This window comes from Thorsellia kenyensis, from assembly GCF_042432445.1.
Taxonomy (GTDB): domain Bacteria; phylum Pseudomonadota; class Gammaproteobacteria; order Enterobacterales; family Thorselliaceae; genus Thorsellia; species Thorsellia kenyensis.
The window spans coordinates 71,552-97,998 of the sequence record NZ_JBHLXE010000100.1 but is presented as its reverse complement, the minus strand read 5'-3'; the positions used below and the strand labels follow the sequence as shown (position 1 = coordinate 97,998).

Here is a 26,447-nt window from a genome sequence, read left to right as displayed (position 1 = left end):
GAAAGTGAGGCAAAAGAATGATTCAACGTGGTAAATTCAAATCATTAACGCTGATCAACTGGAATGGATTCTTTGCCAGAACTTTCGACCTAGATGAATTAGTTACTACTCTTTCAGGAGGAAATGGCGCAGGTAAGTCGACGACTATGGCTGCGTTTGTTACGGCACTTATTCCTGACTTAACCCTCCTTCATTTTAGGAATACTACAGAGGCAGGCGCCACCTCGAGCTCTAGAGATAGAGGGCTTCATGGTAAATTGAAACCAGGTGTTTGTTATGCGTTACTTGAAACAGTAAATTCTAGAAATCAACGTGTAATAGCAGGAGTAAGACTCCAGCAAGTGGCTGGTAGAGACAAGAAAGTAGATATTAAGTCTTTTATTCTACAAGGCTTGCCTACATCGATTGTTCCAACAGAGTGGTTTACTGAAAAAGTCTCCGAATCTCAGGCTAGAATTTTAGCACTGCCAGAATTAAAAGATAAATGTGAAGCACAAGACGGGATAATTTTCAAACAATTTAATGCGATTACAGACTATCATGCAGTTATGTTTGATTTAGGTCTTTTACCTAAACGCCTTCGGAGCAGTAGTGATAGGAGTAAATTTTATCGATTGATAGAGGCATCATTGTATGGGGGGATCTCTAGTGCCATTACTCGTTCATTAAGAGATTATTTATTACCAGAAAATAGTGGTGTTAGAAAAGCCTTCTCAGATATGGAATCCGCGCTGCGAGAAAATAGGATGACCCTTGAAGCAATTCGAGTGACTCAATCAGACAGAGATTTATTTAAGCACCTTATTGATGAATCGACCCAGTATGTCGCTGCGGATTATATGCGCCACCTAAATGAACGAAAAATTTATATTGAAGATGCACTACACTTAAGACAGACACTTGCTAATAGCAAAAGAACTTTTATTAATGAACAATATAAGCAAGTTGAATTGGCTAAAGCCTTACATGAAATTACTGAGCTAGAAAAGGACTTAGAAATAGATGCACAAAGCGCAGCCGATCATTTATCTCTTGTCCAAAATGCACTAAGGCATCAAGAAAAAATTGAACGATTTAGTGAAGAGTCAGAAGAGCTACTTTTTCGCTTAGAGGAACAAGCAGAAAGTGTTGATATGGCACAAGCTCATCAATTTGAGTGTGAAGAACGCACGCGCCAAAAGGAAGAAGAAGTCGATTCATTGAAGTCACAATTGGCTGATTTCCAACAAGCTTTAGACGCACAGCAAACAAGAGTTATTCAATATCAACAAGCGCTAGAAGCTTTGGAAAAAGTCAGAACAATTTTTTCTGATCCTGAAATGTCTGTAAGTGATGCGGAAATTCATTTTAAATCCATCAGTCAACAACTCACAGAGATCACTCAAAAGTTAGTTGGGTATGAGCAGAAAAAGCGCTTAAGTGAAGCCAGTTCAGGGCAATTTGAGCAGGCATATCAATATGTTTGTTCAATAGAAGAGGGCGTAAGTCGTAAAGACGCCTATCAAGTTGGTAAAAAATATTTACAAACACAAATCCAGCATCAACATTACGCTGAGCAACTAACACATTTACATCAGCGAATTAATGAAATTCAACAAAAATTACAACAAAAGCAAGAAGCTTCGCGCCATCTATCCGATTTTAACCAAAGATATGAATTGCGTTTAACAGGCAGCGAAATTGCTGAATATATTGAAAATGCCGAGTCTATGATGCTAGCACTAGAAGATTCGGTGACTGATGCAAATGAAAAACGTATCGAAATACAACAAAATATTGAGCATATCAAACTTCAAATTCAGGAACAAAGACGATTTGCACCGACTTGGCTACTCGCTCAAGAGCAATTAAATGTAATTACGTCTCAAATAGATGAAAGCTTAGAGTCCTCTAATGAGATAACAGCTTATATGCAAAAGCTGATTAATGCTGAACGGGAATTAAATTTAAAAAGAGAGAAGATTAACAGTCAAAAAGAGCAAATCGAACAAGAGATAGAGAGTTTGAGTCAAGCTAATGGTAGTGATGAACAACATTTATTGCAATTAGCACAAAAATTTGGTGGAGTTTTGCTTTCTGAAATTTATGATGATATTTCTCTAGATGATGCCCCTTATTTTTCGGCGCTATATGGTCCAGCAAGACATGCAATTGTTGTACCTAATTTGAGTGAAATAAGACCACAATTAGATGAAGTTACGGATTGTCCTGACGATTTATATCTTATAGAAGGAGATCCCACTTCATTTGATGACAGTGTTTTTATCAAAGAGGAACTAGAAAATGCGGTACTAGTTAAAGCCGCTGATAATCAATGGCGGTATTCTCGTTTTCCAGCTAATCCTCTTTTTGGTAATGCTGCGCGTGAAAAAAGGCTTTTAGAATTAAGCGAACAGAGAGAGCAAAGTAATGAAGCATATGCAATCGTTTCTTTTGACCTACAAAAAACCCAACGACTTATTCAGTTAGTCAGTCAATTTGTTGGAGAGCACTTAGGTGTTGTTTTTTTAGCAAATCCTGAAGAGAAAATCGCAGCACTTCAGCAACAACAAAACGATGATGAGCGAGCTTTACGTGATCATCAATTCAAGCATCAGCAACAAAAACAGGATTTTGATAAATTAAAAGAGCAGATCACAATCTTGAATCGTCTCTTGACGAAGGTAGATTTACTAGAAAATGATGAGTTAGTTTATCAGTTAGAAGAATTAAAAGAAAAAGAGTTAGAAGCACAAGAATCAAGACAGTTTTTACAGCAGCATAAAGCTACACTTGATAAATTATCCATCATTATTGATGCATTACAATCAGATCCACTAGAGGCAGATTTTAATTTAGCTGAGTACGATGCGTTAATTAAACAACAGACATTGCTAGAACAAAAATTATATGCTTTAAGAGAATTATTACAGCGTAAAACTTATTTATCTTATGCAGCCTTAATCTCATCTGGTAATATAGAAGAAGGTGAGTCGGATCTTATTGTCAAATTAAAAGAACAATTGATTATTGCTGAACAAGAAAGGCAATTAGCAAGAGAACAATTAAAACAATACCAAGCAGCTTACAATCAGGCAACCCAAAGCTACGCTTCATTGAAAAGTGCTTATGATACAAAACAGGATTTACTCAGAGAACTAGAACAAGAGCGTCTTGATATCGGCATTGTTACAGATGAAGGAAGTGAAACAAGAGCAATAGAGAGAAGAGATTCCCTCCTTGGATCACTTAATGAAAGTCGAATGAAACGTTCAGTCTTAGATAGGCAAATTGTTGCCTGTGAAACAGCCATTGAGACGCTAAATACTCAAATTAAAAATGATGAAAAAGCCTATAAGGCTGTAAGGCAATTAGTTAATAGCAACAAGATTGCTTGGTGTGATGTGGTGAAGTTAGTTAAAACACATGATATTGAAAAAAGGCTGCATAAAAGAGAATATGCTTATTTAGATGCTGATACACTTCGCTCTATGTCTGATAAGGCATTGGGTTCATTGAGATTAGCAGTAATGAATAATGAACACTTAAGAGATGTTTTAAGGGCCTCTGAAGATCCTAAGTATCCGGTACGCAAGGTACAATTTTATATTGCTGTATATGAACATCTAAAAGAGAGAATCCGTCAAGATATTGTCAATACTGATGATCCAATTGATGCGATCATGCAGATGGAAATAGAATTAGGAAGACTAACAGAAGAGCTAAATACCAGAGAAAAAACGTTATCGATAAGTTCCCAAGCGGTAGCTAATATTATTCGTAAAACGATCCACAGAGAGCAAAGTCGAATTAGGCAACTAAATCAAGGATTGCAGTCAGTGGCGTTTGGGCAAGTACAAAGTGTGAGACTAAATGTTAATATCAGAGAATCTCATGCTATTTTACTAGATGCATTAGCTTCGAATGATGAGATTAATCAGGATTTATTTACTAATCCTAAATTTTCCTTTTCAGAAGCACTCGCAAAATTATACCAACGCCTACATCCTCAAATAGACATAGGCCAAAAAGCGCCGCAAACATTAGGGGAAGAACTTTTAGATTATCGCAACTATCTAGAGATGGAAGTGGAAATATTCCGTGGTACCGACGGTTGGCTTCGAGCTGAGAGTGGAGCATTATCAACAGGGGAAGCAATAGGTACGGGTATGTCCATATTGGTTATGGTAGTGCAGAGTTGGGAGGATGAGTCTATGCGTATGCGTGGTAAAGACATGCTACCTTGCCGACTCCTGTTTTTAGATGAAGCAGCGAGGTTAGATGGAAAATCGATTGCTACGTTATTTGAACTTTGCTCGCGATTAAATATGCAATTAATTATTGCTGCTCCTGAGAATATAAGCCCAGAACAAGGAACAACGTATAAATTAATGAGAAAAGTACATCAAAATCATGAGTATGTACATGTGGTTGGATTGAAAGGATTTGAATCAAAGGAATGAGTCAATTTAAACTAAAGTATCATCATAGATAGGGCGGATGGGATATATGAAAGAATTTGATAAAGGATTGTTAAATTTTCACTATAAAAAAAATCTTTTGAAATGGGGATGCACATTTTTATTGATCTTGTGCTTCTCTGTACAAATTTTTGCAAACGCATTAACCTCGGGTATTTCCAGGCCAGATTTTACTATAGACTCTTTAACTAAAAAGATTCAAAATGCCGATACTTTGTATTCCTCGGAGGTAAGAGAAGCCATCTTACAAAAGCTCAATAAAACCTTAGATTTTTTGATTAAGGCAGAACAAAGCATCGAGCAAACCAATAAATTTCAATCTATTATGGATAATTTCCTTATTTATGAAAAAGAGATCAAGGATAAATCTGATGAATTTAGAAATAATCCCCCCGAAAGACTTCAAGCGACTACCCCATCTGAATATGAAATAGCCATACAAAGGATAGGCAATTACATTGAAGAGTTAAATAATCAAATTCAAAAAGAAAATGAAGAGATGCGAGACTCTAATAATTTTCATACAGCAGAACTCGTTCAAAGTAAACGCCTACGTATAGATGAGATAGATAAAACACTCGCCACGGATGAAGCAACGCGTCAAGACGAATACGCCAAAAATATGCTGATAGCAGAAAAGTTCGCTTTGGTCGTCAGCATCAGAGAAAATGAACTTAGGCAAATTTCTTCCAGTAATCGTCAAGAACTGGCTAGACTCCGTCTGGAGTTGACTTTTCTTAGACTCGAATATGCAGAGGATCAGCAGCAATCACTTAGAAATGAATTAGCGAATTTAAGAAATCAGGAAGCTTCTTTAGCCGTTTCTGCGACTGAAGAGTTACAAAATATTGAATCCAACTTACCTGAGAATATACAGCGAATTTTTCAAGATAATCGTCAAATTCCAGCAGAAATTAAACGTATTACTAGCCGCACTCAAGAAGTTGTTGAGCTGCAAAGACAACGACAAAGAGAAATTCAGCAAGTCCAAAATACCCTAGATTCTATAAGAGAGCAATCGCAGTGGATTTCTGTCTCTCCTGCTTTAGGTAAATCATTACGACTTCAAGTGTCCAATTTGCCTATATCACCTAATAAACGTCGCCATGATGAAGAGATGGCAGCTCTTAGTATTGGTAGAATTTCTAATCAAGAAACCTTAAATCAGGTAAATGCATCGAGAGATTTGTTGATTCGTGAATATGAAAACCAGTTAGATGATAAAGTTAAAAATTTGGTCACTGATCAATTTACCACGCGAAGAGACTTACTGCGTACCCTAATCACCTCCCATGACGAATTAATAAAAGAGCTGACTTCTTTAATTATCCTTGAATCACAACTTTCACAAACCTTAATAGAAACACAAGAAGTCACCAATAGATATCTATTTTGGGTTGCTGATGTTGATCCTATCTCGCTTTCCTTTCCTTTCAGTTTAGCTGCTGATCTATTTTCATTTATACAGCAAGATTACCTTAAAATTATTAAAGACGGTTTTTATGCGACAATAGCTCAGACAATTAACTTGACTTTCTTCTTAGTTGCCTTGATTTTTATGTCAGTAATTCTACTAATGCGCCGTAGATATTTTACATTTTTAGAAGAAACCAGCAAAAAAGTGGGGAAAGTGACACAGGATGGCTTTCTCTTGACAATTAAGGTGTTTGTATTTAGCATAGTGTTTTCATCTCCAATTCCTCTTATCATACAATTTTTATCTAATCTATTACAGGTATCGACCCAACCTGATATCATCTTTGCTTTAGGTTTAGGGTTAATGTACGGCGCACCTATGCTTTGGGTGTTTATGGTTCTTAAAACATTCTCCCACCCAAATGGATTATTTATATCCCATTTTAGATGGCCTAGCGCAGTGGTAAGGAAAAGTTTATCTATTTATAAATACCTATTTTTGGTGGTCATTCCCTTGGTTGTGATATCTAGCCTTTTTAATAATTATGCTGATAGAAAATTCGCTGATTCACTAGGTAGAACTTTTTTTATTGTTTTATGTCTTTTTGTCACATGGATAACCTTCAGATTAAAAAGAGGGGGCGTTAATTTTTACGTGAATAAAGAGGCAGGTAATCAAAGGATTATTAATAAGCTACTCTGGTTTATTATTTTGGTGGCTCCTATTGTTGCCGCAGTAGCTTCTGGATATGGATATTTAGCCACTTCAATTGCTTTATTATTAAGACTAGAAACTTCGATTCTTTGTATTTTTGGGCTTCGACTTATTTACTCCTTTATTCATCGTTGGATGCTTATTCAAAAACGTAAAATTGAGTTTGAAAGAGCAAAACAAAGACGAGCAGAAAGGCTGCTCGAAAGGGCTAAAATGGAAGCGTTAGATGAAAGTAGTGCGAGCAACACTTCGAATAATGAAGGTAATTTGGAGATAGAGATAGCTCCAATTGACTTAGATTCAATAAGCGCAAAATCTTTGAGTTTAGTCAGTTCTCTTTTAACCATGACAGGTATCGTTATTGTTATTTTATTATGGTCAGAATTGCACTCTGCATTTGATTTTTTAAATAATATCACTTTATGGCAAACAAATAGTACTGTGAATGGCGAAGATGTCTCTCAAGCGATTACGATAGGATCGATATTAATTTCGTTATTGATTTTTTTCATCACAGCACAGTTAGTTAGAAATCTTCCTGCATTATTAGAGCTCGCGCTATTGCAGCACCTTGTGTTAACACCAGGTACTGGTTTTACAATCACCACGATTACTAAATATCTGACGATGTTGATAGGAGGAATGATTGGTTTTTCCTGGATGGGTATAGAATGGTCTAAATTGCAATGGCTCGTTGCTGCACTGGGTGTTGGGCTAGGTTTCGGGTTACAAGAAATTTTCGCTAATTTTATATCGGGTTTGATTTTACTCTTTGAAAAACCTATGCGTATTGGTGATGTTGTAACGCTAAGAGAATTAACGGGTACAGTCGCACGGATAAGAACGAGAGCGACTGAAATTATCGATTTTGATAATAAAGAGATCATTGTTCCGAATAAGGCGTTTATTACAGAACAATTTATAAATTGGTCATTAACTGATGCCATTACACGTGTTGTGATGGTTATACCTGTACCGCAAGAAGTAGATACTGATTATGCCACTCAATTAATCTTAAAAGCTGCAAATGAGTGTTATATGGTGGTACAAGAGCCAACACCACCAGAAGCTTTCGTGTTTAGTATGGATAACGGTATTCAACAATTTAACTTGCGGGTACATACCGATAATATTAGATTTCTATTTCCGATGCGCCATGATATTCACCAAAGAATTTTAAAACTGTTTCGTGAAGCAGGAATTAAATTGGCACACCCACCATTACATGTTAAAACTGAGGCAATTCATCCCTAGTTGATTATAACGTATAACGAGTAAGTTGGAACTATCAGTCATTGACTGATTTAGGGTAAATAGAAATGTACTAAAAGGGATACTCATTCATATGAGTGTCCCCTTATGGTTTTTAATCTCTCAACGTCAGAACAGAAATAAATTATATTAAGTAGTAACAGAGAGGAGTTTTGAGACTGGTAAAAGATTTTTGAGCGGTAAATAACTTTATTAAAGACTTGCATTAACATGATGTTAAACTATTAAAGTTATTACTCTTTTCCCTTTATACTTTTTATGCAAAACCTAGCTTATCTTGTGCGTTAGTCTACCATTAACAAAGCAGGCCTTTATTTCAAATTTATCGTCAAATGCCATTAAGTTTGCAATTTTTCCAACGGCAATAGATCCTAACAGATGATCGACCTTTATTGAACGAGCGGGATATAAGGTAGCCATTCTGATGGCTTCATCCAAGGAAAAACCTACTTTATTGACGCAATTTTCAACGCATTTTATAAGCGTCGCAGCGGAACCACTTAACGTACCATTTTCATCTAAGCATGCCCCATCTTTATGATAAATTGTTTTTCCCGCAAAAAAGAAAGTGTCTAACTCTGTTCCTGCAGGTGCAGTCGCATCAGTGACTAGGATTAATTTATCTTGTTTTAGCGACTTAGCAAGTCTTATATTTGACCAAGCGATATGATGTCCATCAGCTATAATACCTGCATATACTTGAGGTGTATCTAATATAGCACCCACTAATCCGGGTTCTCGCCCCGTGATATAAGGCATCGCATTAAAGAGGTGTGTAGAAAAACTTATACCTGCAGAAAAGCTTTCTTTAGCACGTTCATATAAGCTATTAGAGTGGCCAGCAGACACAACAATTCCAGCATCAGACAGACGCTTAATAGCGTTATCATCTACCTCTTCAGGGGCAAGTGTCAGCATCTTAATGACATCTGCATTTTCGCATAAAAACTCCAACATCTCAGTGTTAATTTTTCTGATAAGTTTCGCATTATGAGTCCCTTTTTTATGAACACTTAAATAGGGGCCCTCAATATGCAGCCCAAGTGCTTGATGCGTATTTTGGCTATTTTCAAGATAATCACGCATCGTTATGACAGCATGTTTGATAAGTGCATCATTACTGGTTATTAAAGTGGGAAGAAAACTTGTACATCCATATTTTTCATTGCTTGCTTGCATAACTGCAAGTGTTTTTGCACTTACGGAATCAAAATTATCATTAAATTGAACTCCACCACAGCCGTTGAGTTGTAAATCAATGAGACCAGGAGCAAGATTCAGTCCCTTGAGATCGAAAGTTTCTATATCTTTTGGTAAATTTTCTTTATCAATAATTGCATCTATCTTATTCCCATTGACTAATATAGCTTTATTTTCAAGAAAAGGGGTATTGTGGAGCGAGTCTCCAGTATAGATCTTTGCATTAATCAAAGCGAACATTTAAATCTCCTAGATAATATAGATAGAAGTCGTGTCTATATGTGTGCTGACATGATGTGTGCTGACATGTGTCAAACTTTGTGACTATGACAATATCGATTGAATATTTTCTTTTTCTTGAGCTTGAAAATATTTTAAAGTTTTTACTCTTAACTCCATCACCGCAGGCTCGTCGCATACAATAATAGCATTAGGATGAAGCTGCAAGCAGCTAATCGTCCAAAGATGATTGACGTTACCCTCCACAGCAGCCTGAACAGCAAGTGCCTTTTGTCTTCCTGTGGCTAATACCATTATTTCTTTAGCTTCCATTAGGGTTGCAATACCAACTGTTAGCGCAGATTTAGGCACTTGATTAACATCATTATTAAAAAAACGAGAATTAGCAATACGTGTTTCTTCAGTCAGAGCTTGTTCACGAGTTCGCGACGCCAAAGAAGAGGCTGGTTCATTGAATGCAATATGACCATCATTACCCACTCCTCCCATAAACAAGTGAACACCACCATATTGTTTCATTTTTGCTTCATAGGATTCACATTCAGTTTTGATACATTTTGCATTACCATCAAGAAGATTGATATTTTCTCTAGGGATGTCTATGTGTTCAAAAAAATGTTTGTGCATGAAACTATAGTAACTTTCAGGATGTTCCTTAGGTAAGTTGACATATTCGTCCATATTAAATGTCACAACGTTTTTAAAACTAATGTTTCCTGCTTTGTAATGCTCTATGAGTAACTTGTATGTTTCAACGGGTGTTCCTCCCGTTGGTAAACCTAAGACAAAGGGTTGATCAGCTGTTGGTCTAAAAGCCTTTATTCTATTTATAATATGAAGTGCAGCCCATTTTGCTACGTGTGAAGGTATGTCTAGTGGAATTAAACGCATAAAAACTCCTGGTCTGTTAGATTAAAAGTGACATTATGTAAGAATATTAGAGGAATAATAGCAAATATTCTTCTGTTAGTCAGATTTAGTTACCCCTTATTTTACATAAAAAAATAAGTTAATCTAGCCTATTTGCTCTAAAAAATGATTTACATCACGAAAAGATATTGTCGGTAAAAATCATACATATCATCTCAAGCACTTTGAATTTTGTGAATAAATTGGTATAGTGGCCTTATAAACAGAGTAATGAGTTCTTCAACAATCTTATTACGCAAAGGCATAAATTAAGATCATATAAAAGAACAATAGGGTATAATTGATGAAAATCGAATGGATTGCTTCTAAAAAAACACACTTTTTCTCTTATTCATTCTTTTTACTATTTTCTGTATTATTTGTTAGTGGTTGCTCTAGTAAAGAACAAGAGCAAGTAGAATTGATGCAAGCGCGCCAAGCTCAGTTTGAGTTCGAAGAATTAGCCACAGTAATTGCTGGTGGCACCTTTTTAGCTGAAAAGTGTCAAGAACCTAATATGATAACAGGGGCTGCATTACAAGCAAGAGTAGTAGAGGTTGCGGCATTGAAAGGATTAAATGTTGAAGCGCTCATTGATCCTAATTCAGAACAATCCGCTCAATTGAGCCGTGTTTCTCGAGTATATTATCAACAAATTATTCAAGATCCTAACTCGACATTACCCTATAACTTACGTAAAAATTGTTTTAAATTAAAGCAGATGATCTCTCCGTTTTTATAACCGCTAGCAATTTGTAAAGGAGCTTACATGCAAAACCTACTAACTGGTCTAGATTCTATCCCGGAAAGTGGAAAACCTAAACTTTTTCTGTTTTATCTTGGGGGGAGAATTCAAGGGGGAAATATCGAAGTGCACGATGTCCAATTTGTGGTCGGCATCAATCCAGAGTCTTGTTATAGTGCGTTAAAAGCTAACTGGATTGGAGATAAAAGACATATTCATATTGATGGATATAAAGAATTAAGTTATGCAGACGGCTACGATATATCACTGCATGAAGAAAAACAAAATAGTGATCTGAAACTCTTTTTTATTAATGCTGGTGCATATAAGAAAGGAGAATTAGCTGAACTTCATCAATTTGATTTTTTTGTTGATAAGGATGAAAAAAGTGCTAAAGCACGCGCAATGACAAAACTACTAACGGGATTTCATTTGCAGCATAAAGACGATCTTGCTGATATTGATGATTGTTTATTATTAACTAAAATTGGCCGTTACTATATTCATTTGACCCCCTCAAACACACATCAGCCTAATGAATTGCTTTTTCAAGGTTATTTACCTATATAGTGAAAGCGTATATCGCGCAATAGGTTTTTAGAAGGGGGCAAAGTATGCTTCTGATCCCTTATATTTTTACAGTGTTAGCTATTCTTATATTACCTTTTTACTTTCCACAAGGTTTACTAAGCGATTAGCTCATACTATTAAGAGATGTTAAGAAGCAAAAGCGCTTCAAAGAGAGTAAGGAAATTCGGTCGGCTTTTGTAATGACGTTAATCCCTCAAATCATATTATATATCAGTTAAACTGCTCGTCTTATCAATCAAATTAGGACATTACCCTATAAAAGTAATGTAAATTAATTCAGGTCATGGAGATGCCTAGAGAAATTAAGGTTTAACTCAAAGATCATTTCACATATTCTTTGCTTTATACATCCACACTTTTAATGTTTCGCTTTCGTGAGTGAAAAACAGTAAATCAGAGTTCTCTTAAAAGTTTACTTAGCGTAATAAGCCCCAAACCCATCAGAGCATTAGGGTCATCCCCTTCAAGCTTTTCAAATAAGGTAATCCCAAGGCTTTCATATTTAAAACTGCCAGCACATTCTAAAGGTGAATCTTGCTGAATATAACGAATGATCTCTCTATCAGTAAGTGTTCTAAAATGGACAGTGAAGTTATCTATTTGTGTCTTGATCACTTTATGCAGTGGATGATAAATCGCAATACTTGTTAGAAAAGGAACTGCCTTACCACTGGCTTTTTTAAGTTGCTTAAAAGCATTTTCTTCAGTATAAGGCTTACCGATGATTTGTCCTTCTAGTACGCAAACTTGATCACTAGCAATAATAAGATGATCGTTATAACGGGGAACAAGTGCTGCTGCTTTTAATTGAGCAAGCCTTGTAACTAGGTCTTCGGCGGGTTCATTTAGTTTTGCCGATTCATCTATGTCAGGTGCAACAGAGATAAAAGGCAAATTTAAACGGCCTAATAAATATTGCCTGGCCTTAGAAGATGATGCAAGCACTATGGGATAAGGAATATCAAACATACAGAGTTTACTCAAAATAGCTGTGTGAAATTGGACTTAACAAGGCACTCCTATGATTATGTGTCTAGGCTTTGATGGTTTTTAAAGTTATCCAAAACTAAGACACATGAAGAGATTGAAAAAATAAAAGTACCGTACTTGGTTTAACTCTTGTCTTATTTTGTTCAGTACCAACTTTTACAGAATTACAAAGTAATAATAAACAATTATTTTTTATCTACTTTCTATTAATTGCCCTATAAGCAATATCTTTTCTATAAAACGCACCTTTCCAGTTGATCTCAGCTACACGTTCATAAGCCAATTCCTGTGCTGCTTTTACAGTTTGTCCTAATGCTGTAACACAAAGAACTCTACCACCAGCGGTGACCGTATTACCTTCCACTTGTTTAGTTCCGGCTTGAAAGACTTTGACCTCATCGTCGTTAAAGGCACTATTGGTCAAACCATTTATCTCATGATCTTGCTCATAACTTTCAGGATACCCTCCTGCTGCCATTACGACCCCAACAGCAGATCTGTCATCCCAAGTACAAGTAGCTTCATTTAATTTACCTGCTAAGGCCATTTCACAAAGTTCAACTAAGCAACTTTGTAAACGCATCATTATAGGCTGGGTTTCCGGATCGCCAAAACGGCAGTTGAATTCGATAACCTTGGGTTGTCCTTTTTTGTCAATCATCAATCCTGCATATAAAAAACCAGTGTAAGGCATTCCTTCTTTTGCCATGCCCTCAATGGTTGGATAAATTATCTCATTCATCACCTTATCATGAATCGCTGGTGTAACCACAGGAGCTGGTGAATAAGCACCCATTCCACCTGTATTAGGGCCCGTATCGCCATCACCCACTCGTTTATGATCTTGACTGGTAGCCATCGCCAAAGCATGTTTGCCATCTGCCATAACAATAAAACTTGCTTCTTCACCATCCAAAAATTCTTCAATAACTACACGACTGCCAGCATCTCCAAACTTATTTCCTGAAAGCATGTCCAAAATTGCTGCAATAGCTTCTTCCTCAGTCATTGCTACAATAACACCTTTACCCGCAGCTAATCCATCGGCTTTAATAACGATAGGCGCACCTTTCTCTTTCACATACTCAATCGCTGACGTTGTATCAGTAAAATTTGCATAATCAGCAGTAGGGATATTGTGCCTCGCCAGAAAATCTTTGGTAAATGCTTTAGAACCCTCAAGTTGAGCGGCAGCTTGTGTAGGGCCAAAAATTGCAAGATTTTCTTTTTTGAAGGCGTCCACAACTCCTATAACTAAAGGCGCTTCAGGGCCAACAATGGTTAAATCCACATCGTTTTTTTTGGCAAACTCAATTAATTTATCAATTTCTGTGACCCCAATTGCCACATTCTCGACGAGAGATTCTCCTGCAGTCCCTCCATTACCTGGCGCGACAAACACTTTTTTAACTGAGGGTGAAAGCGCAATTTTCCAAGCAAGAGCATGTTCTCTACCGCCATTACCAATAATTAGAATAGTTTTATTTGAAGAAGGGTGCATCTTTGATTCCTTGTAGTATTTGCTGAGGTTGTAAGTATAATTATGTAAACCCATAGGACGATTCATAGTATAGTTAAATTATTAAATCAGTGCGTCAAGGGTATTATTTCATACTAAAATTGAGTTAATCAAATGAATATTGATTAAAATCAGTATCTCATTGAAATTTATCGTGTAATGTTAAAAATTAATTCTTTTGTAAAATATAAATAAGACAATCTTCGTTACGTAAATGATGTAATTTGCGTAAGTGAAGTTAACATCTCTTGATGAAAAATTTTACTTTAACGAAAATCAACACTTTAAATCCCTGAGGGCTAGCCTAACATGTAAAATGTTTAATTTAAATAGCTAAGTCCTTATTTGAATTTTTTTATAGGTTAACTTTGAATAGTTTAGGGGGAGGAGAGTATCGATTATAGCCATCCCTGTTCGCTTAACTCATTTGTTTTATTTAAACATACGCTAGCGTATGTGTAGTGTATTCATCCTGGTTATTAACATTAATTCTATCATTGGCTAAAGAGGAATCTATGCAAGTTTGGTCTCATAACTATAATCCTTTTGATAATCTCTGGTTATCTGCATTTGTTGCATTAATCCCCATTATATTTTTTTTTATAGCGCTTGCTGGATTTCGCTTAAAAGGGCATGTAGCAGGAGCTTTGACCATGATGGTTTCCATAGCAGTCGCTGTGATTGCTTTTGGTATGCCTGTGAACAAGGCTTTTATGTCTGCAATACATGGTTTTTTATATGGCCTATGGCCTATCTCTTGGATCATTATTTCTACAGTCTTTTTATACAAATTATCCGTTAAAAGTGGGAAATTTGAAGTCATCCGCCACTCTATTTTATCAATAACAAACGATATGCGCCTTCAGGTGCTTTTGATTAGTTTCTCTTTTGGGGCTTTTTTAGAGGGTGCCGCTGGGTTTGGAACACCAGTCGCTATATGTGCCGCTATTCTAGTGGGATTAGGTTTTAAGCCTCTTTATGCAGCAGCGCTCTGTTTAATTGCAAATACCGCGCCAGTAGCCTATGGTGCACTAGGTGTACCCATTTTAGTTGCAGGTCAAGTAACAGGATTGAGTGCTTTTGAGATTGGTGCAATGACAGGAAGACAGTTACCTATATTGTCTCTCTTAGTGCCTTTTTTATTAATTTTCATACTAGATGGTTTTAAGGGAATAAAAGAAGTTTGGCCGGCAGCAATTGTTGCGGGGATCTCTTTTGGCTTGGCGCAATATATTACAGCTAACTTTATCGGCCCGGAATTACCTAATATTACGGCCTCATTTACAGGTATAGTTTCCTTAATCATATTATGCCGTTTTTGGACACCCAAAAATATTATGACACCAGAGGGTAAAGTTGCGGCTAAAGATTATGTGGTGAGTTTAACAAAACCGAGTCTGTCTGTTACAGCGCAATTTCATGCTTGGTCTCCTTTTTTATTACTTACATTAATGGTGACATTATGGTCAACAGATTTTTTCAAAGAACTAATAAGCTCAATGAATTTTGTATTGAATTTACCCTCACTGACAGATAGCATCTATCGTGTAGCCCCATTGGTTAATGAAAATACCTTGATTGATATCGTATTTAAATTTAATCCTATAGGCGAAACAGGTACTGCAATTTTAATTTCTGCCTTAGTTTCGATGTTTATCTTAAGAGTGAGTATTTTAGATGCAATAAAAGCATATATTGATACTTTAAAAGAGCTACAATTTGCTGTTTTATCTATTGGTATGGTTTTAGGATTTGCTTTTGTGATGAATTACTCAGGCATGTCAGGGACTTTGGCGCTTATCTTAGCTAGTACAGGGATCTTTTTTCCTTTTTTCTCCCCTTTTTTGGGCTGGTTAGGCGTATTTTTGACAGGTTCAGATACAACATCAAATGCGCTTTTTGGCTCATTACAAGCCTCTACAGCCAATCAACTTGGGTTAGATCCGGTTTTGATGAATGCAGCTAATACCAGTGGAGGGGGTTCAGGCAAAATGATATCTCCGCAATCTATTGCAATAGCTTGCGCTGCAACAGGGCTTGTGGGAAGAGAATCTGAACTGTTTAGATTTACCTTAAAATACAGCCTTTTTTTTGCTACGCTGTTTGGTATTTTAACGATGTTGCAATCTTACGTTTTTACTTGGATGTTAATTTAGTTTGCATAAAAGTAGCGCTAGTGTAATAACAAGGGAGTAAAAAATAAAAAAAATCGGCTTCAATGAAGAAGCCGCTCATAAGAAAAGTCTTTAATACATATTTAACGCGATGCTCGGCTTTTAAAATGCGAGATCTGCGATACTTAAAATGGGTCAACCTTGTTCTTTATTGAACAGCGAGGCCAGTTTGTGTGATAATACTTTCCTGCTCAGCCTATTAGTTAAGCTCAGCATTGTTCTTGCGAATGTTCTTTCAAGATTAAATTTTTCAGCGAGTTGACCAATTGTACTTTCAATAATTTTTCTATCATTCCAAAGATTCCTAATGTTTTTAGGGAGTTTATCTCTCATGCTTTTCCTAACGGGTGTTTCAATAGCAATCCCCTTGCTCTAGCGGGGGTGAGCATGTCAAAGTAGAAAAAGGTTTTGACTTAAAAGCTTTACGAAAGTAGATTTCTAGCCTTAGTAAAACATCAATTTCCTTAAAACGTCATAACGTCATTATGATAAGGACTTAAATCCTGCAACGATTGCAATTGGTTCTATTAAGATGTAGTTAACTATGTAAGCCTAAAAAAAGGGGGGATAAAATATCAACTGCCACTAATAATGAATCGATTTTTATTGAATGTTAGCTCAACGGTTATTCTAACTGTTGGCACTATCTTTGGAATAATTTTGTTATTCGTATTTTTACGTAGGTTTTGTCCTTAATAATATCTAAAAAATATAAAGCATGACAAGAGGTTGAATAATAAGTATAAAATTATACCGTTAATCTAAAGCTCAAAGCAACCAAAGTTACCAATAAGACAGGTAAAGTCATTACAATACCCGTTTTAAAATAATATCCCCAAGTGATGATCATGTTTTTTTGAGCTAATACATGTAACCATAATAAAGTTGCAAGACTGCCTATCGGTGTAATTTTAGGTCCTAAATCGCAGCCAATTACGTTTGCATAAACCATTGCCTCTTTAACCATACCTTCTGCTGAACTAGCTTCAATAGATAGTGCGCCGATAAGTACTGAAGGTAAGTTATTCATTACAGAAGATAGAAAAGCAGTTAAAAATCCAGTTCCTAAAGTTGCAATAAATACACCTTGGTCTGCTAACGAATTTAATATATCTGATAATATATTGGTCAATCCAGCATTTTGTAAACCATATACAACAAGATACATACCCAGTGAAAAAATTACTATCTGCCATGGAGCATGTTTTAACACTTTAAGCGTATCAATTTTTCTTTGTTGTTTAGCCACAATCAATAAAATTATCGCACCGATAGCTGCTATAGCACTGACTGGTATATCCCATAGCTCAGAGAGAAAAAAACCCAGTAATAAAAATAATAGCACCCCCCAACCAGCTATAAATGTAGATTTATCTTTGATCACTAAAGCAGGTTGATTTAATAGTGAACTGTCATATTTTGTAGGGATATCTTTTCTAAAAAATAGATGCAATATCACGAGTGTTGCAATAACAGAAACTATATTTACCGGTATCATGACAGCTGCATAGTCTGTAAAGCCTATTTCGAAAAAATCAGCAGAAACAATATTTACTAGATTTGAAACCACTAGTGGTAAACTAGCAGTATCAGCAATAAATCCAGCTGCAATCACAAAAGCCAATGTTGAACTTTTACTAAATTTTAATGCAAGTAACATTGCAACGACTATGGGGGTTAAAATTAATGCTGCACCATCATTAGCAAAAATTGCTGAAACTACGGCACCTAACAAAATAATCCATGTGAATAATAGTCGTCCCTTACCATTCCCAAATCTTGCTACGTGTAAAGCTGACCATTCAAAAAAACCAGATTCATCTAACAATAAACTGATTATGATAATTGCGATAAATGCTGTAGTCGCATTCCAAATGATATTCCATACAACAGGGATATCATTTAAATTAACCACTCCAAGTACTAGCGCTAAAACAGCACCGATAGTTGCACTCCATCCAATATTTAATCCTTTAGGTTGCCAAATAACTAAGATTAAAGTTAATAAAAAAATACAAAATGCTAATAACACAATGGCTCCCGAGAGATATGATTAATTCAGTAAGAAATTTACTATCCTTATAGAGGTTAAATTACAGAGATGTGTGGTACACATTCTGGCTATCATAATATTTTGTATCACCAGTATCAGTTACGGTACCTAGTCTATATTTAATATGAAAAGGAGGGTAAATCGTTTTACCTAAATTCGCCTTAATTTAACAGACCAACAGCAGCATCATTATAGTTTCATACAAAAATAAATTCCACATATAGTAGCTTTCATACATAATACTAATCAAAATATGCAGATTAAGGACTAAAGTTGATGGGACTTAGTATAATTTTATTTTTTGTATATTATAATTTTTCTCATATAATTTAGCTTAAACTATTCATTGAATATCAAAATAAAATCAAAAATAAAAAGGATACCTATGTCTTTATTCAATAAAATAATGAGCATATTTAATAACAAAACAGCCTCTGTCAGATCACTAATGAACCAAACAAATGATTTTTCATTTATTGAATCTATCGCAAGGCATAAACCTTCATCGTCAGCAGAATTAATTGCTAGTGCTGTTGGTATAGCATGCATTCAACAAAACCGATTAGGGGAAATTATTGGTGACGCAAATTGGCAACTAGATGTGGATCGTCAGTTATTGATTATAGGTAATCATAAATTTACGGCAGGACTCATTGGCACAGAATCGCATGTATCTAATACATGGAGATTTGGAACAGTCAATTCAGATAGTTATCCTGCAACATTCACTGAAGATATTTTATTATTCAATCAAAAAAGCAATTTTGCTAGTTTTATTGATTTTAATTCAAAAGATATTGTTTTAGATGAACTTATCAATGGTCATAATTTAAGTGCGTTAGTCAGTGCCTTCTTTGATAGAGACTGTTACTATAAAACACCCTACGATAACGGTGCAGCTTACATTTTAATTAAGTCACCACCTACTCAAATTTTTGACTCTGCAAATTGCGATGAAATAGTTCAAGCTATTAAATATGTAATTCAAACATATGAAGGTAATCATCGAGTTATGGTTGCACCTCTTATTGAAAAATTTTCAAAACATGCTGAATTTTCAGAGTCGGCTATTCGTTTTACAGCGAACGATATGACTCTAGACATTAAATTCGACGATCAATTGCGTATTGATGAAATATCAAGTACGCAAAGTTGATTTATATAATCAGCTTGTTAAATCTGGATACCACAAATGAATAACCTTAGGATGTTTGATGAAAAAAATGTTCTTAGTGGTATTTGCACTAACTATCATAATTTGCATTACCCTTGTTAATAGTTACAATTCAATTTTAACTAAAATTCCAAAAATTCCTAATGTTTTTAGGGAGCTTATCTCTCATGTTTTTCCTAACGGGTTTTTCAATAGCAATCCCATGCTTTGTATATTGTTCCGCTGTCTCACCCAAATAGCCTTAATCCCCTAATGCTAACCCTGTTTTACCTTCAAGTAACTCTATTATCATCTCTCTTTCATCTATATTTGCGGAAGTCACATCAAAATTAACAATTTTACCCCTCTTGATTAGCAACGAGATAGCCTTTGAATCCGTAATAATACTGCTCTTTAGAGGCACAGTAACCCCTAGCTGCCTCTTCCTTAAACCGCTTGCAATTAATAGTCCGTTTGTTATGACAAACAGCTATTGGAACTTCGCTAATAATATGAAATAAATACCTGTACGAATTAAGTTTTTCCAATATTTTTTACTTAACAATCCAAAGATTTTGGCATTGTTTGGCAAATTGAATACGGGAAGAGAAATTTTGAAATAAGTAAGTCTGATGCTTGTTAAAGTATCTCCAAATTTCTACCGTACTATGAATACCAAATAATTCACCAATGAGTTCCATTGTAATGACTTCGCTATCTGATAGCTTTGGCAGGAATCCTCTTGTTCTAAGTGGTCTATCGTATTCAGCCAGTATTTTATTTAAGCTATCGTCTATTTTAATAAAAGTATAGGTGATATAGTCTAGGAATGATGGCATGATTTTACTCCTAATTTCGATTGGTCTCTTAATTAGTTGTAAGTTATGCCATCTCCCTCCAAATTATGTAACAAAAAAGTCGAGCATCTCGTTATTTAATAAAATTAAGAAAACTTAACCCGTATTTCTCATTCCTGCTGCAATACCAGCGATCGTAACCATTAAAGCTTGTTCAATATTAGGATTTGAGTCTTCAGACTTTCTAGAACGATGTAAAAGCTCTGCTTGAAGGACATTGAGTGGATCGGTATAGATATTTCTAAGAGCGATAGACTCAGCTATCCAAGGCAAATCAGCCATTAGGTTCTCATCATTCGCAAGTGAAAGTACAGTGTCAATATCTTGTTTTAGCGCTTCACGCAATGATTGACCAAGTGACCATAGTGATTTATCTACTAAACGTTGATCATAGTATTCAGCTAACCATAAATCTGTTTTTGTATAGACCATCTCTAACATACCAATTCTAGTCGAAAAGAATGGCCAATCGCGACACATTTCCTCGAGTTTTGCTTTTTGACCCTTCTCAATGACTTTAGCTAAAGAAGCCCCTGCACCTAACCAAGCAGGTAAAATAAGTCTATTTTGTGTCCAGGCAAATATCCACGGGATAGCACGTAAAGACTCTACTCCGCCTTTGGGATTTCTTTTAGCGGGGCGTGATCCTAATGGTAATTTAGCTAACTCTTGTTCAGGTGTCGCAGATCTAAAATAAGGGACGAATTCCGGATGTTCACGCACATAGCTACGATAGATCTCGCAAGAAATTTGGGATAAATCATCCATAATATCACACCACTCTTTTTTAGGTTCGGGTGGAGCTAAGAGGTTGGCTTCCAACACTGCGCTTGTGTAAAGTGCTAGGCTATTAATTGCAACTTCAGGCAAACCAAATTTAAAGCGAATCATTTCTCCTTGTTCAGTAACACGCAATCCAGCCTTCAAGCTACCAGGTGGTTGTGATAAAAGAGCCGCATGGGCTGGTGCACCACCACGGCCAATTGAACCACCGCGGCCATGGAATAATGTTAGTTCAATACCCAGTTCATCACACAGTTTAATCAGCGCATCTTGAGCTTGATATTGTGCCCATGAGGCCGCCATGGCTCCAGCATCTTTTGCAGAATCTGAATAGCCAATCATTACCATCTGGCGACTGTTCTGTTTGCTTAAGAGAAGAGCTCTATACCAATCAATATGCAATAAGGAGTTCATGACAGACTCGGCATTATTTAGATCATCTAACGTTTCAAATAATGGAGCGACCATAGGTGGATGAACACATCCACACTCTCTTAATAGAAGATGAACTGCCAAGACATCTGAAGCTGTTCGCGCCATTGATATAACATATGCACCGATAGCATCAGGCGAGGTTTTAGCGATAAGTTTGCATGTATCTAGCACCTCTTTGACATCAGGGCTAGGGGACCAGACAGAAGGAAATAAAGGTCTTCTTGAATTTAATTCTGTGATCAAAAAAGCCTGCTTATCTTTTTCTGACCAACTACTGTAATCGCCCAATCCAAGATAGCGAGTAATTTCAGCGATGGCATCGCTGTGTCGTGTACTTTCTTGACGAATATCTAATTTGACTAGATGTACACCAAAGCATTTTATTCTTCTCAAAGTGTCAAGTAGATGACCTTCAGCAATTATTTCCATTTTAGATGATTTAAGGGACTCATAGCAGGCATGAAGGGGGTGCCATAAGTCTTCGTTAGTCAGTAAATAATTGATGTCTAATTGAACACCCTTGTTAATAACATTTTCAAGGTGCGCTAAAGAGTCGGTCAGTTTAGTCCGTATTGTTTTTAAAAGATCTCGATAAGGTTCCTGAGATTCTTTTGGTGCTAATGCTCTAAGTGTATCAGTGGCCTCATTCATAGAGAGCTCTGAGATCAGGACTTGTATATCTTTTAAAAATAAGTCAGCAGCTTTCCAACGCCCTAGTAAAAGCACATGGCGGGTAACCTGAGCCGTCACATTAGGATTACCGTCTCTGTCTCCTCCCATCCAAGAAGTAAATTTGATTGGGCTAGCATCGATGGGTAATCGGTAATCCGTTGATGCGGTAACTTGCTCGTTGAGTTCTCTTAAAAATTCAGGTACAGCTTCCCAAAGACTATTCTCAACTACTGCAAACCCCCATTTAGCCTCGTCAATTGGAGTGGGACGCTCTTTTCTTATTTCATCTGTATGCCATGATTGTGCGACCAATTGCTTTAAACGTCTCATTAGCCGCTGGCGTTCATAGTCAGTGATATCCGCATGATCGAGTCCTTCTAGGCAACTATTGACTTCAATGAGCTTATTTATCATTGTGCGACGTGTAATTTCAGTCGGATGGGCGGTTAAAACAAGTTCAATCGACAAATTTTTAATGGCTTCTACAATATCGCTTACATTGACTTCTTGCGCTTTTAATCGCGTACGAAGTGCTTCAATAATTTGTGGGGTGGTGGTATTTCCTGCTTTAGGAGAGATACTATGGTATTGTTCAACAGTATTCGTGAGATTCAAAAATTGACTGAATGCCCTTGCAACGGGTAACAACTCTTCGGTAGAAAGATTTTCAAGCGCATTTAATAAAGCTTGTCTGTCCGCATTATTACCAGCCCTTGAAGACTTAGAAAGTAACCTCAGATTTTCAACTCGGTCTAGAATTTTGTCTCCGAGTGCTTCTTTTATTGTTTCTCCAAGCATACTGCCAAGCATACTGACATGGTTACGCATTGCTGAATATTGTTCGTTCATGAGACTCCCATTAGTTAATTGATTGATAAACGATAATTATTTAAAAATTCATTCTTGTTCAGTAGAGTTCATACAAAAGTGGCTTATTAAATCGGTAAGTACTTTTTTGGTAGGCTCTATAAAAGCAGTATCAATATATTCATCGGGTTGGTGCGCTTGATCTATAGATCCTGGACCTAACACCAAAGTCGGACAAAGAGTTTGTACAAAAGGTGCTTCAGTACAGTAATTAACAACATCTGTGCGTTTGTCTAGAAGTTTTTCTATTTCTTGAACCAGATGATGTGCAGTTTCGCACTCATAACCTGGAATTGCTGCGTGCATCTGCTTAATACTTAATCTACCGGGGTATTTATCAGTTACTGGTTTTAATGCTTTTGCGACTAGCCCATCTAATTCATCTAATTTCAGACCAGGTAAAGGTCTAATATCCAGATGAAGTTCACAGCACGCACAAATTCTGTTCGCTGCATCGCCTCCATTGATATAGCCAAAATTCATCGTGGGATGAGGTACAGTAAATGAAGCATTTTGGTATTTTTCTTTGAGCTCTTCACGCAATTCAATCAACTTTCCTATCGATTCATGCATCAAGTCGATGGCATTAACACCTAAAGCTGGATTGCTTGAGTGGCCAGAGTGTCCTACTATTTTAAGACTATGGGCTACATGACCTTTATGTGCTCGAATAGGCTCTAAAGAAGTTGGTTCTCCAATGATTGCAAAATCAGGTCTGATGAGTGTATTGGCTGCAAAATAACGAGCCCCTGCCATGGTTATCTCTTCATCGGCTGTCGCTAAAATATGCAGTGGTTTGGTGAATTTTTTGCTATCAAGTTGGGCTACTGCATCTAAGATAAATGCAAAAAAACCTTTCATATCAGCAGTACCCAGTCCATACAGCTTGTCGTCTTTTAAGGTCAGTTTAAAAGGATCTTGTGTCCAGCGCCCTTCATCAAAAGGAACTGTATCGGTATGTCCTGTTAATAACAATCCACCATTTTTTACCCCATTGCTAGGATAAAAACTGGCCAGAAGATTATATTTATCTCGAGATTCAGGTACCTTAGTGATTGATATTTCAAAACCTAAGCTTTCAAACCATTCAGCTAGTTTTTCTATCAGAGGCAGGTTAGGGAAGTCTAATTGAATATCTTCAGCACTTACAGTGGGAATCGCAATCAATGTTTCATAGAGAGAATGGAATTTAGGAATCGATGCCATAAGAAAAGTCCTCTAGTTTATAAGAAAAACAGCACGGGTATGCGTGATATATTATGCTAAATTTTTGCATAAAAATGCAAGTTAATGTTATTATATTACAAGATTAATTAATGGACTTTAATACATTACGACTAGAGGTGCAATAGGAATTCGTAAGGTCGCGTTGCTTATTTGGCATTTAATAGAATTGAGGTTGTTTTGTTCAAAGAATGGTTAGTTCAACGTAACGATATACTAGTCGATGGCGATACATTTTTTTATATTGTGTAAAATTTTGGGGCGAATGATTTTCATAGATCGTATAGGTCTAAAGGTTTATGATCTTAAGTGATTCATCAGTCCACTTTCGGAGAAATATGGCTATTTGGTTTGAAGGTTTTCTGCTCGGTCTTTCTTTAATTGTTGCAATAGGCTCACAAAATGCCTTTGTTTTAAGGCAAGGTTTACTTGGACAACATGTGCTTCCCGTCATTATCTGTTGTGCACTTAGTGATGCACTGTTGATTACGATTGGGGTCAGTGGTTTTTATATTGTTGTTGAAAAGTATCCTCTGGTAATTGATATTACGAGGGTATTTGGGATCGTATTTTTATGCGCGTATGCTATTCTACGCTTTATCTCAGCTTATAAAGCAACCAGTTTTATGGAATTGTCTTCGGATAGTCATAAACTTCCCTTAAAAGTTGTCTTAGGCACTTGTTTAGCCTTTACTTTTTTAAATCCACATGTGTATTTAGATACCGTTATATTGTTGGGTGGCATTGCAAGTCAGTATAAGGAAAATGCATGGCTATTTGGTTTAGGTGCATGTTTTGCTTCAGTGGTATTTTTTACTGGTCTAGGTTTTTTGGCCAAATTTTTACGCCCTTTTTTCATAAATAAAAAGAGCTGGCAGTATCTAGATATATTCATTGGGGTGGTGATGTTTTTTATTGCAGGTAATCTACTATTAGCATTTTAAAAGCAAATTAAACGGGCTATAGTTCAAAGCGGTCATTTTACCTCGTAGAATTTGTTCAATACAAACTTTAGAAATACTTAAAATAAAGGAGTGAGCTGTGAGTAATTCGCGTAAAAAAATTGTCATTATAGGGGCAAGCGGTTATGCAGGGGCTGAGTTAGCGTTTTTTTTAAATAAACACCCTGAGTGTGATTTAGTTGGATTATATGTTTCTGCGAATAGTGCCGATGCAGGAAAATCACTTTCTACTTTATATCCTAAATTTAGAGGCGTATTAGACAAAGAGATTTATCCTCTTAATGATATTGAAAAGGTTGCTGAATCATGTGATGTTGTCTTTTTAGCAACCGCACATGAAGTTAGCCATGACATAGCCCCTATTTTTTTACAAAAAGGAGTGTGTGTATTTGATTTATCAGGTGCATTCAGGGTTCCGAGTACTGAGTTTTATCCTACCTATTACGGCTTCTCTCATGCATACCCTGAGTATTTAAATAAAGCAGTTTATGGCTTAGCCGAATTTGCGCAAGACGCATTAAGCCAAGCCTCTTTAGTGGCTGTGCCAGGGTGCTACCCTACGGCCTCTCAATTAGCATTAAAACCGCTCATTGAGGCGGGATTATTGGATTTATCCATGAAACCGATAATCAACGCAACCAGTGGGGTTAGTGGTGCTGGCAGAAAAGCGGCCCTAAATACCAGTTTTTGTGAAGTTAGCCTTCAACCTTATGGTGTGTTTACTCACCGCCATCAACCAGAAATTAGTTATCATTTAGGAACGGAAGTCATTTTCACTCCACACTTGGGGCAATTTGAACGTGGTATTCTCGCAACAGTGACCTGTAAAGTGAATGAACAAGCCTCTGAATTACGATTTAGAGAAGTCTTTAACAAAGCCTATGGACATTCAAAAATTGTCAGATTACTTGACTCAGGCTTTCCATCGCTAAAATCTGTGGTTGGTTTACCTTATTGTGATATTGGTTTTGCAATCAGTGATGGGTATGCGATTATTGTCAGTGCAGAGGATAATTTATTAAAAGGAGCTGCATCTCAAGCAGTTCAGTGTTTTAACCTAAGATTTGGTCATGAAGAGACACTTTCTTTACTTTAACTTTACTTTAAACTTTGTTATCGTCCGATTAGGAAAAAACACCATTATCTGATCTGCATACTATATGTTATTTCAATAATGACACAGCGCTGCGTAGTGACCAAAAAATTATTT

15 protein-coding genes and 2 pseudogenes are annotated in these 26,447 nt (G+C 36.4%); 8 read left to right on the top strand and 9 right to left on the bottom strand.

What is annotated here, in order from left to right; all coding sequences use genetic code 11:
• The first annotated feature begins 17 nt into the window (after positions 1-17).
• Together mukB and mscM are read left to right on the top strand one after the other, a co-directional pair.
• Entirely contained in the window at positions 18-4,442 is a 4,425-nt protein-coding gene (gene mukB, locus ACFFIT_RS09845; protein WP_385877486.1) for a chromosome partition protein MukB, read from the top strand.
• Between the two features lie 46 nt (positions 4,443-4,488).
• Positions 4,489-7,845: a miniconductance mechanosensitive channel MscM gene (gene mscM, locus ACFFIT_RS09840; protein WP_385877485.1), complete on the top strand. Its 3,357-nt coding sequence runs from the start codon at positions 4,489-4,491 to the stop codon at positions 7,843-7,845.
• 285 nt (positions 7,846-8,130) lie between these two features.
• Here mscM and nagA read toward each other — a convergent pair whose 3' ends face one another.
• Together nagA and nagB are read right to left on the bottom strand one after the other, a co-directional pair.
• The gene (nagA, locus tag ACFFIT_RS09835; protein ID WP_385877484.1) at positions 8,131-9,303 is read right to left on the bottom strand and encodes an N-acetylglucosamine-6-phosphate deacetylase; all 1,173 of its coding nucleotides are present in this window, start codon (positions 9,301-9,303) and stop codon (positions 8,131-8,133) included.
• A gap of 84 nt (positions 9,304-9,387) precedes the next feature.
• The gene (gene nagB / locus ACFFIT_RS09830; protein WP_385877483.1) at positions 9,388-10,194 is read right to left on the bottom strand and encodes a glucosamine-6-phosphate deaminase; all 807 of its coding nucleotides are present in this window, start codon (positions 10,192-10,194) and stop codon (positions 9,388-9,390) included.
• 322 nt (positions 10,195-10,516) lie between these two features.
• Here nagB and ACFFIT_RS09825 point away from each other — a divergent pair, with 322 nt between their 5' ends.
• Entirely contained in the window at positions 10,517-10,954 is a 438-nt protein-coding gene (locus tag ACFFIT_RS09825) for a hypothetical protein (RefSeq protein ID WP_385877482.1), read from the top strand.
• A 27-nt stretch (positions 10,955-10,981) separates the two neighbouring features.
• The gene (locus ACFFIT_RS09820) at positions 10,982-11,527 is read left to right on the top strand and encodes a DUF1543 domain-containing protein (RefSeq protein WP_385877481.1); all 546 of its coding nucleotides are present in this window, start codon (positions 10,982-10,984) and stop codon (positions 11,525-11,527) included.
• A 414-nt stretch (positions 11,528-11,941) separates the two neighbouring features.
• Here ACFFIT_RS09820 and ACFFIT_RS09815 read toward each other — a convergent pair whose 3' ends face one another.
• Together ACFFIT_RS09815 and purD are read right to left on the bottom strand one after the other, a co-directional pair.
• Positions 11,942-12,517: a Maf family protein gene (locus ACFFIT_RS09815; protein WP_385877480.1), complete on the bottom strand. Its 576-nt coding sequence runs from the start codon at positions 12,515-12,517 to the stop codon at positions 11,942-11,944.
• 217 nt (positions 12,518-12,734) lie between these two features.
• Complete coding sequence (gene purD / locus ACFFIT_RS09810) at positions 12,735-14,039, bottom strand: phosphoribosylamine--glycine ligase (RefSeq protein ID WP_385877479.1); 1,305 nt, start codon at positions 14,037-14,039, stop codon at positions 12,735-12,737.
• A 533-nt stretch (positions 14,040-14,572) separates the two neighbouring features.
• Between purD and ACFFIT_RS09805 the strand changes: the two genes are divergently transcribed.
• Positions 14,573-16,213, top strand: coding sequence for a lactate permease LctP family transporter (locus tag ACFFIT_RS09805; protein ID WP_385877478.1), 1,641 nt, complete (start codon positions 14,573-14,575; stop codon positions 16,211-16,213).
• 153 nt (positions 16,214-16,366) lie between these two features.
• On the opposite strand, the pseudogene ACFFIT_RS09800 reads toward ACFFIT_RS09805, so the two are convergent.
• A pseudogene (locus ACFFIT_RS09800) lies at positions 16,367-16,597 on the bottom strand (IS982 family transposase); the annotation flags it as partial.
• Between the two features lie 382 nt (positions 16,598-16,979).
• Entirely contained in the window at positions 16,980-18,263 is a 1,284-nt protein-coding gene (locus ACFFIT_RS09795; protein ID WP_385877476.1) for an arsenic transporter, read from the bottom strand.
• A 406-nt stretch (positions 18,264-18,669) separates the two neighbouring features.
• Here ACFFIT_RS09795 and ACFFIT_RS09790 point away from each other — a divergent pair, with 406 nt between their 5' ends.
• The gene (locus tag ACFFIT_RS09790; RefSeq protein WP_385877475.1) at positions 18,670-19,440 is read left to right on the top strand and encodes a DUF6882 domain-containing protein; all 771 of its coding nucleotides are present in this window, start codon (positions 18,670-18,672) and stop codon (positions 19,438-19,440) included.
• Between the two features lie 145 nt (positions 19,441-19,585).
• Here the strand turns inward: ACFFIT_RS09790 and ACFFIT_RS13375 are convergent.
• From ACFFIT_RS13375 to argE, 3 genes and pseudogenes are all read right to left on the bottom strand, one after another.
• Positions 19,586-20,276, bottom strand: a pseudogene (locus ACFFIT_RS13375) (IS982 family transposase); the annotation flags it as partial.
• 114 nt (positions 20,277-20,390) lie between these two features.
• Positions 20,391-23,033, bottom strand: coding sequence for a phosphoenolpyruvate carboxylase (ppc, locus tag ACFFIT_RS09770; RefSeq protein ID WP_385877472.1), 2,643 nt, complete (start codon positions 23,031-23,033; stop codon positions 20,391-20,393).
• A gap of 48 nt (positions 23,034-23,081) precedes the next feature.
• Complete coding sequence (argE, locus tag ACFFIT_RS09765) at positions 23,082-24,257, bottom strand: acetylornithine deacetylase (RefSeq protein WP_385877471.1); 1,176 nt, start codon at positions 24,255-24,257, stop codon at positions 23,082-23,084.
• A gap of 356 nt (positions 24,258-24,613) precedes the next feature.
• Here argE and ACFFIT_RS09760 point away from each other — a divergent pair, with 356 nt between their 5' ends.
• Positions 24,614-25,219: a LysE/ArgO family amino acid transporter gene (locus ACFFIT_RS09760; RefSeq protein WP_385877469.1), complete on the top strand. Its 606-nt coding sequence runs from the start codon at positions 24,614-24,616 to the stop codon at positions 25,217-25,219.
• 118 nt (positions 25,220-25,337) lie between these two features.
• Entirely contained in the window at positions 25,338-26,333 is a 996-nt protein-coding gene (gene argC / locus ACFFIT_RS09755; RefSeq protein WP_385877568.1) for an N-acetyl-gamma-glutamyl-phosphate reductase, read from the top strand.
• Positions 26,334-26,447 lie beyond the last annotated feature (114 nt).

Bases quoted from the DNA above. Each gene is read 5' to 3' on its own strand.
- mukB (WP_385877486.1), top strand. From the start codon at position 18: ATGATTCAACGTGGTAAATTCAAATCATTAACGCTGATCAACTGGAAT.
- mscM (WP_385877485.1), top strand. From the start codon at position 4,489: ATGAAAGAATTTGATAAAGGATTGTTAAATTTTCACTATAAAAAAAAT.
- nagA (WP_385877484.1), bottom strand. From the start codon at position 9,303: ATGTTCGCTTTGATTAATGCAAAGATCTATACTGGAGACTCGCTCCAC.
- nagB (WP_385877483.1), bottom strand. From the start codon at position 10,194: ATGCGTTTAATTCCACTAGACATACCTTCACACGTAGCAAAATGGGCT.
- ACFFIT_RS09825 (WP_385877482.1), top strand. From the start codon at position 10,517: ATGAAAATCGAATGGATTGCTTCTAAAAAAACACACTTTTTCTCTTAT.
- ACFFIT_RS09820 (WP_385877481.1), top strand. From the start codon at position 10,982: ATGCAAAACCTACTAACTGGTCTAGATTCTATCCCGGAAAGTGGAAAA.
- ACFFIT_RS09815 (WP_385877480.1), bottom strand. From the start codon at position 12,517: ATGTTTGATATTCCTTATCCCATAGTGCTTGCATCATCTTCTAAGGCC.
- purD (WP_385877479.1), bottom strand. From the start codon at position 14,039: ATGCACCCTTCTTCAAATAAAACTATTCTAATTATTGGTAATGGCGGT.
- ACFFIT_RS09805 (WP_385877478.1), top strand. From the start codon at position 14,573: ATGCAAGTTTGGTCTCATAACTATAATCCTTTTGATAATCTCTGGTTA.
- ACFFIT_RS09790 (WP_385877475.1), top strand. From the start codon at position 18,670: ATGTCTTTATTCAATAAAATAATGAGCATATTTAATAACAAAACAGCC.
- ppc (WP_385877472.1), bottom strand. From the start codon at position 23,033: ATGAACGAACAATATTCAGCAATGCGTAACCATGTCAGTATGCTTGGC.
- argE (WP_385877471.1), bottom strand. From the start codon at position 24,257: ATGGCATCGATTCCTAAATTCCATTCTCTCTATGAAACATTGATTGCG.
- ACFFIT_RS09760 (WP_385877469.1), top strand. From the start codon at position 24,614: ATGGCTATTTGGTTTGAAGGTTTTCTGCTCGGTCTTTCTTTAATTGTT.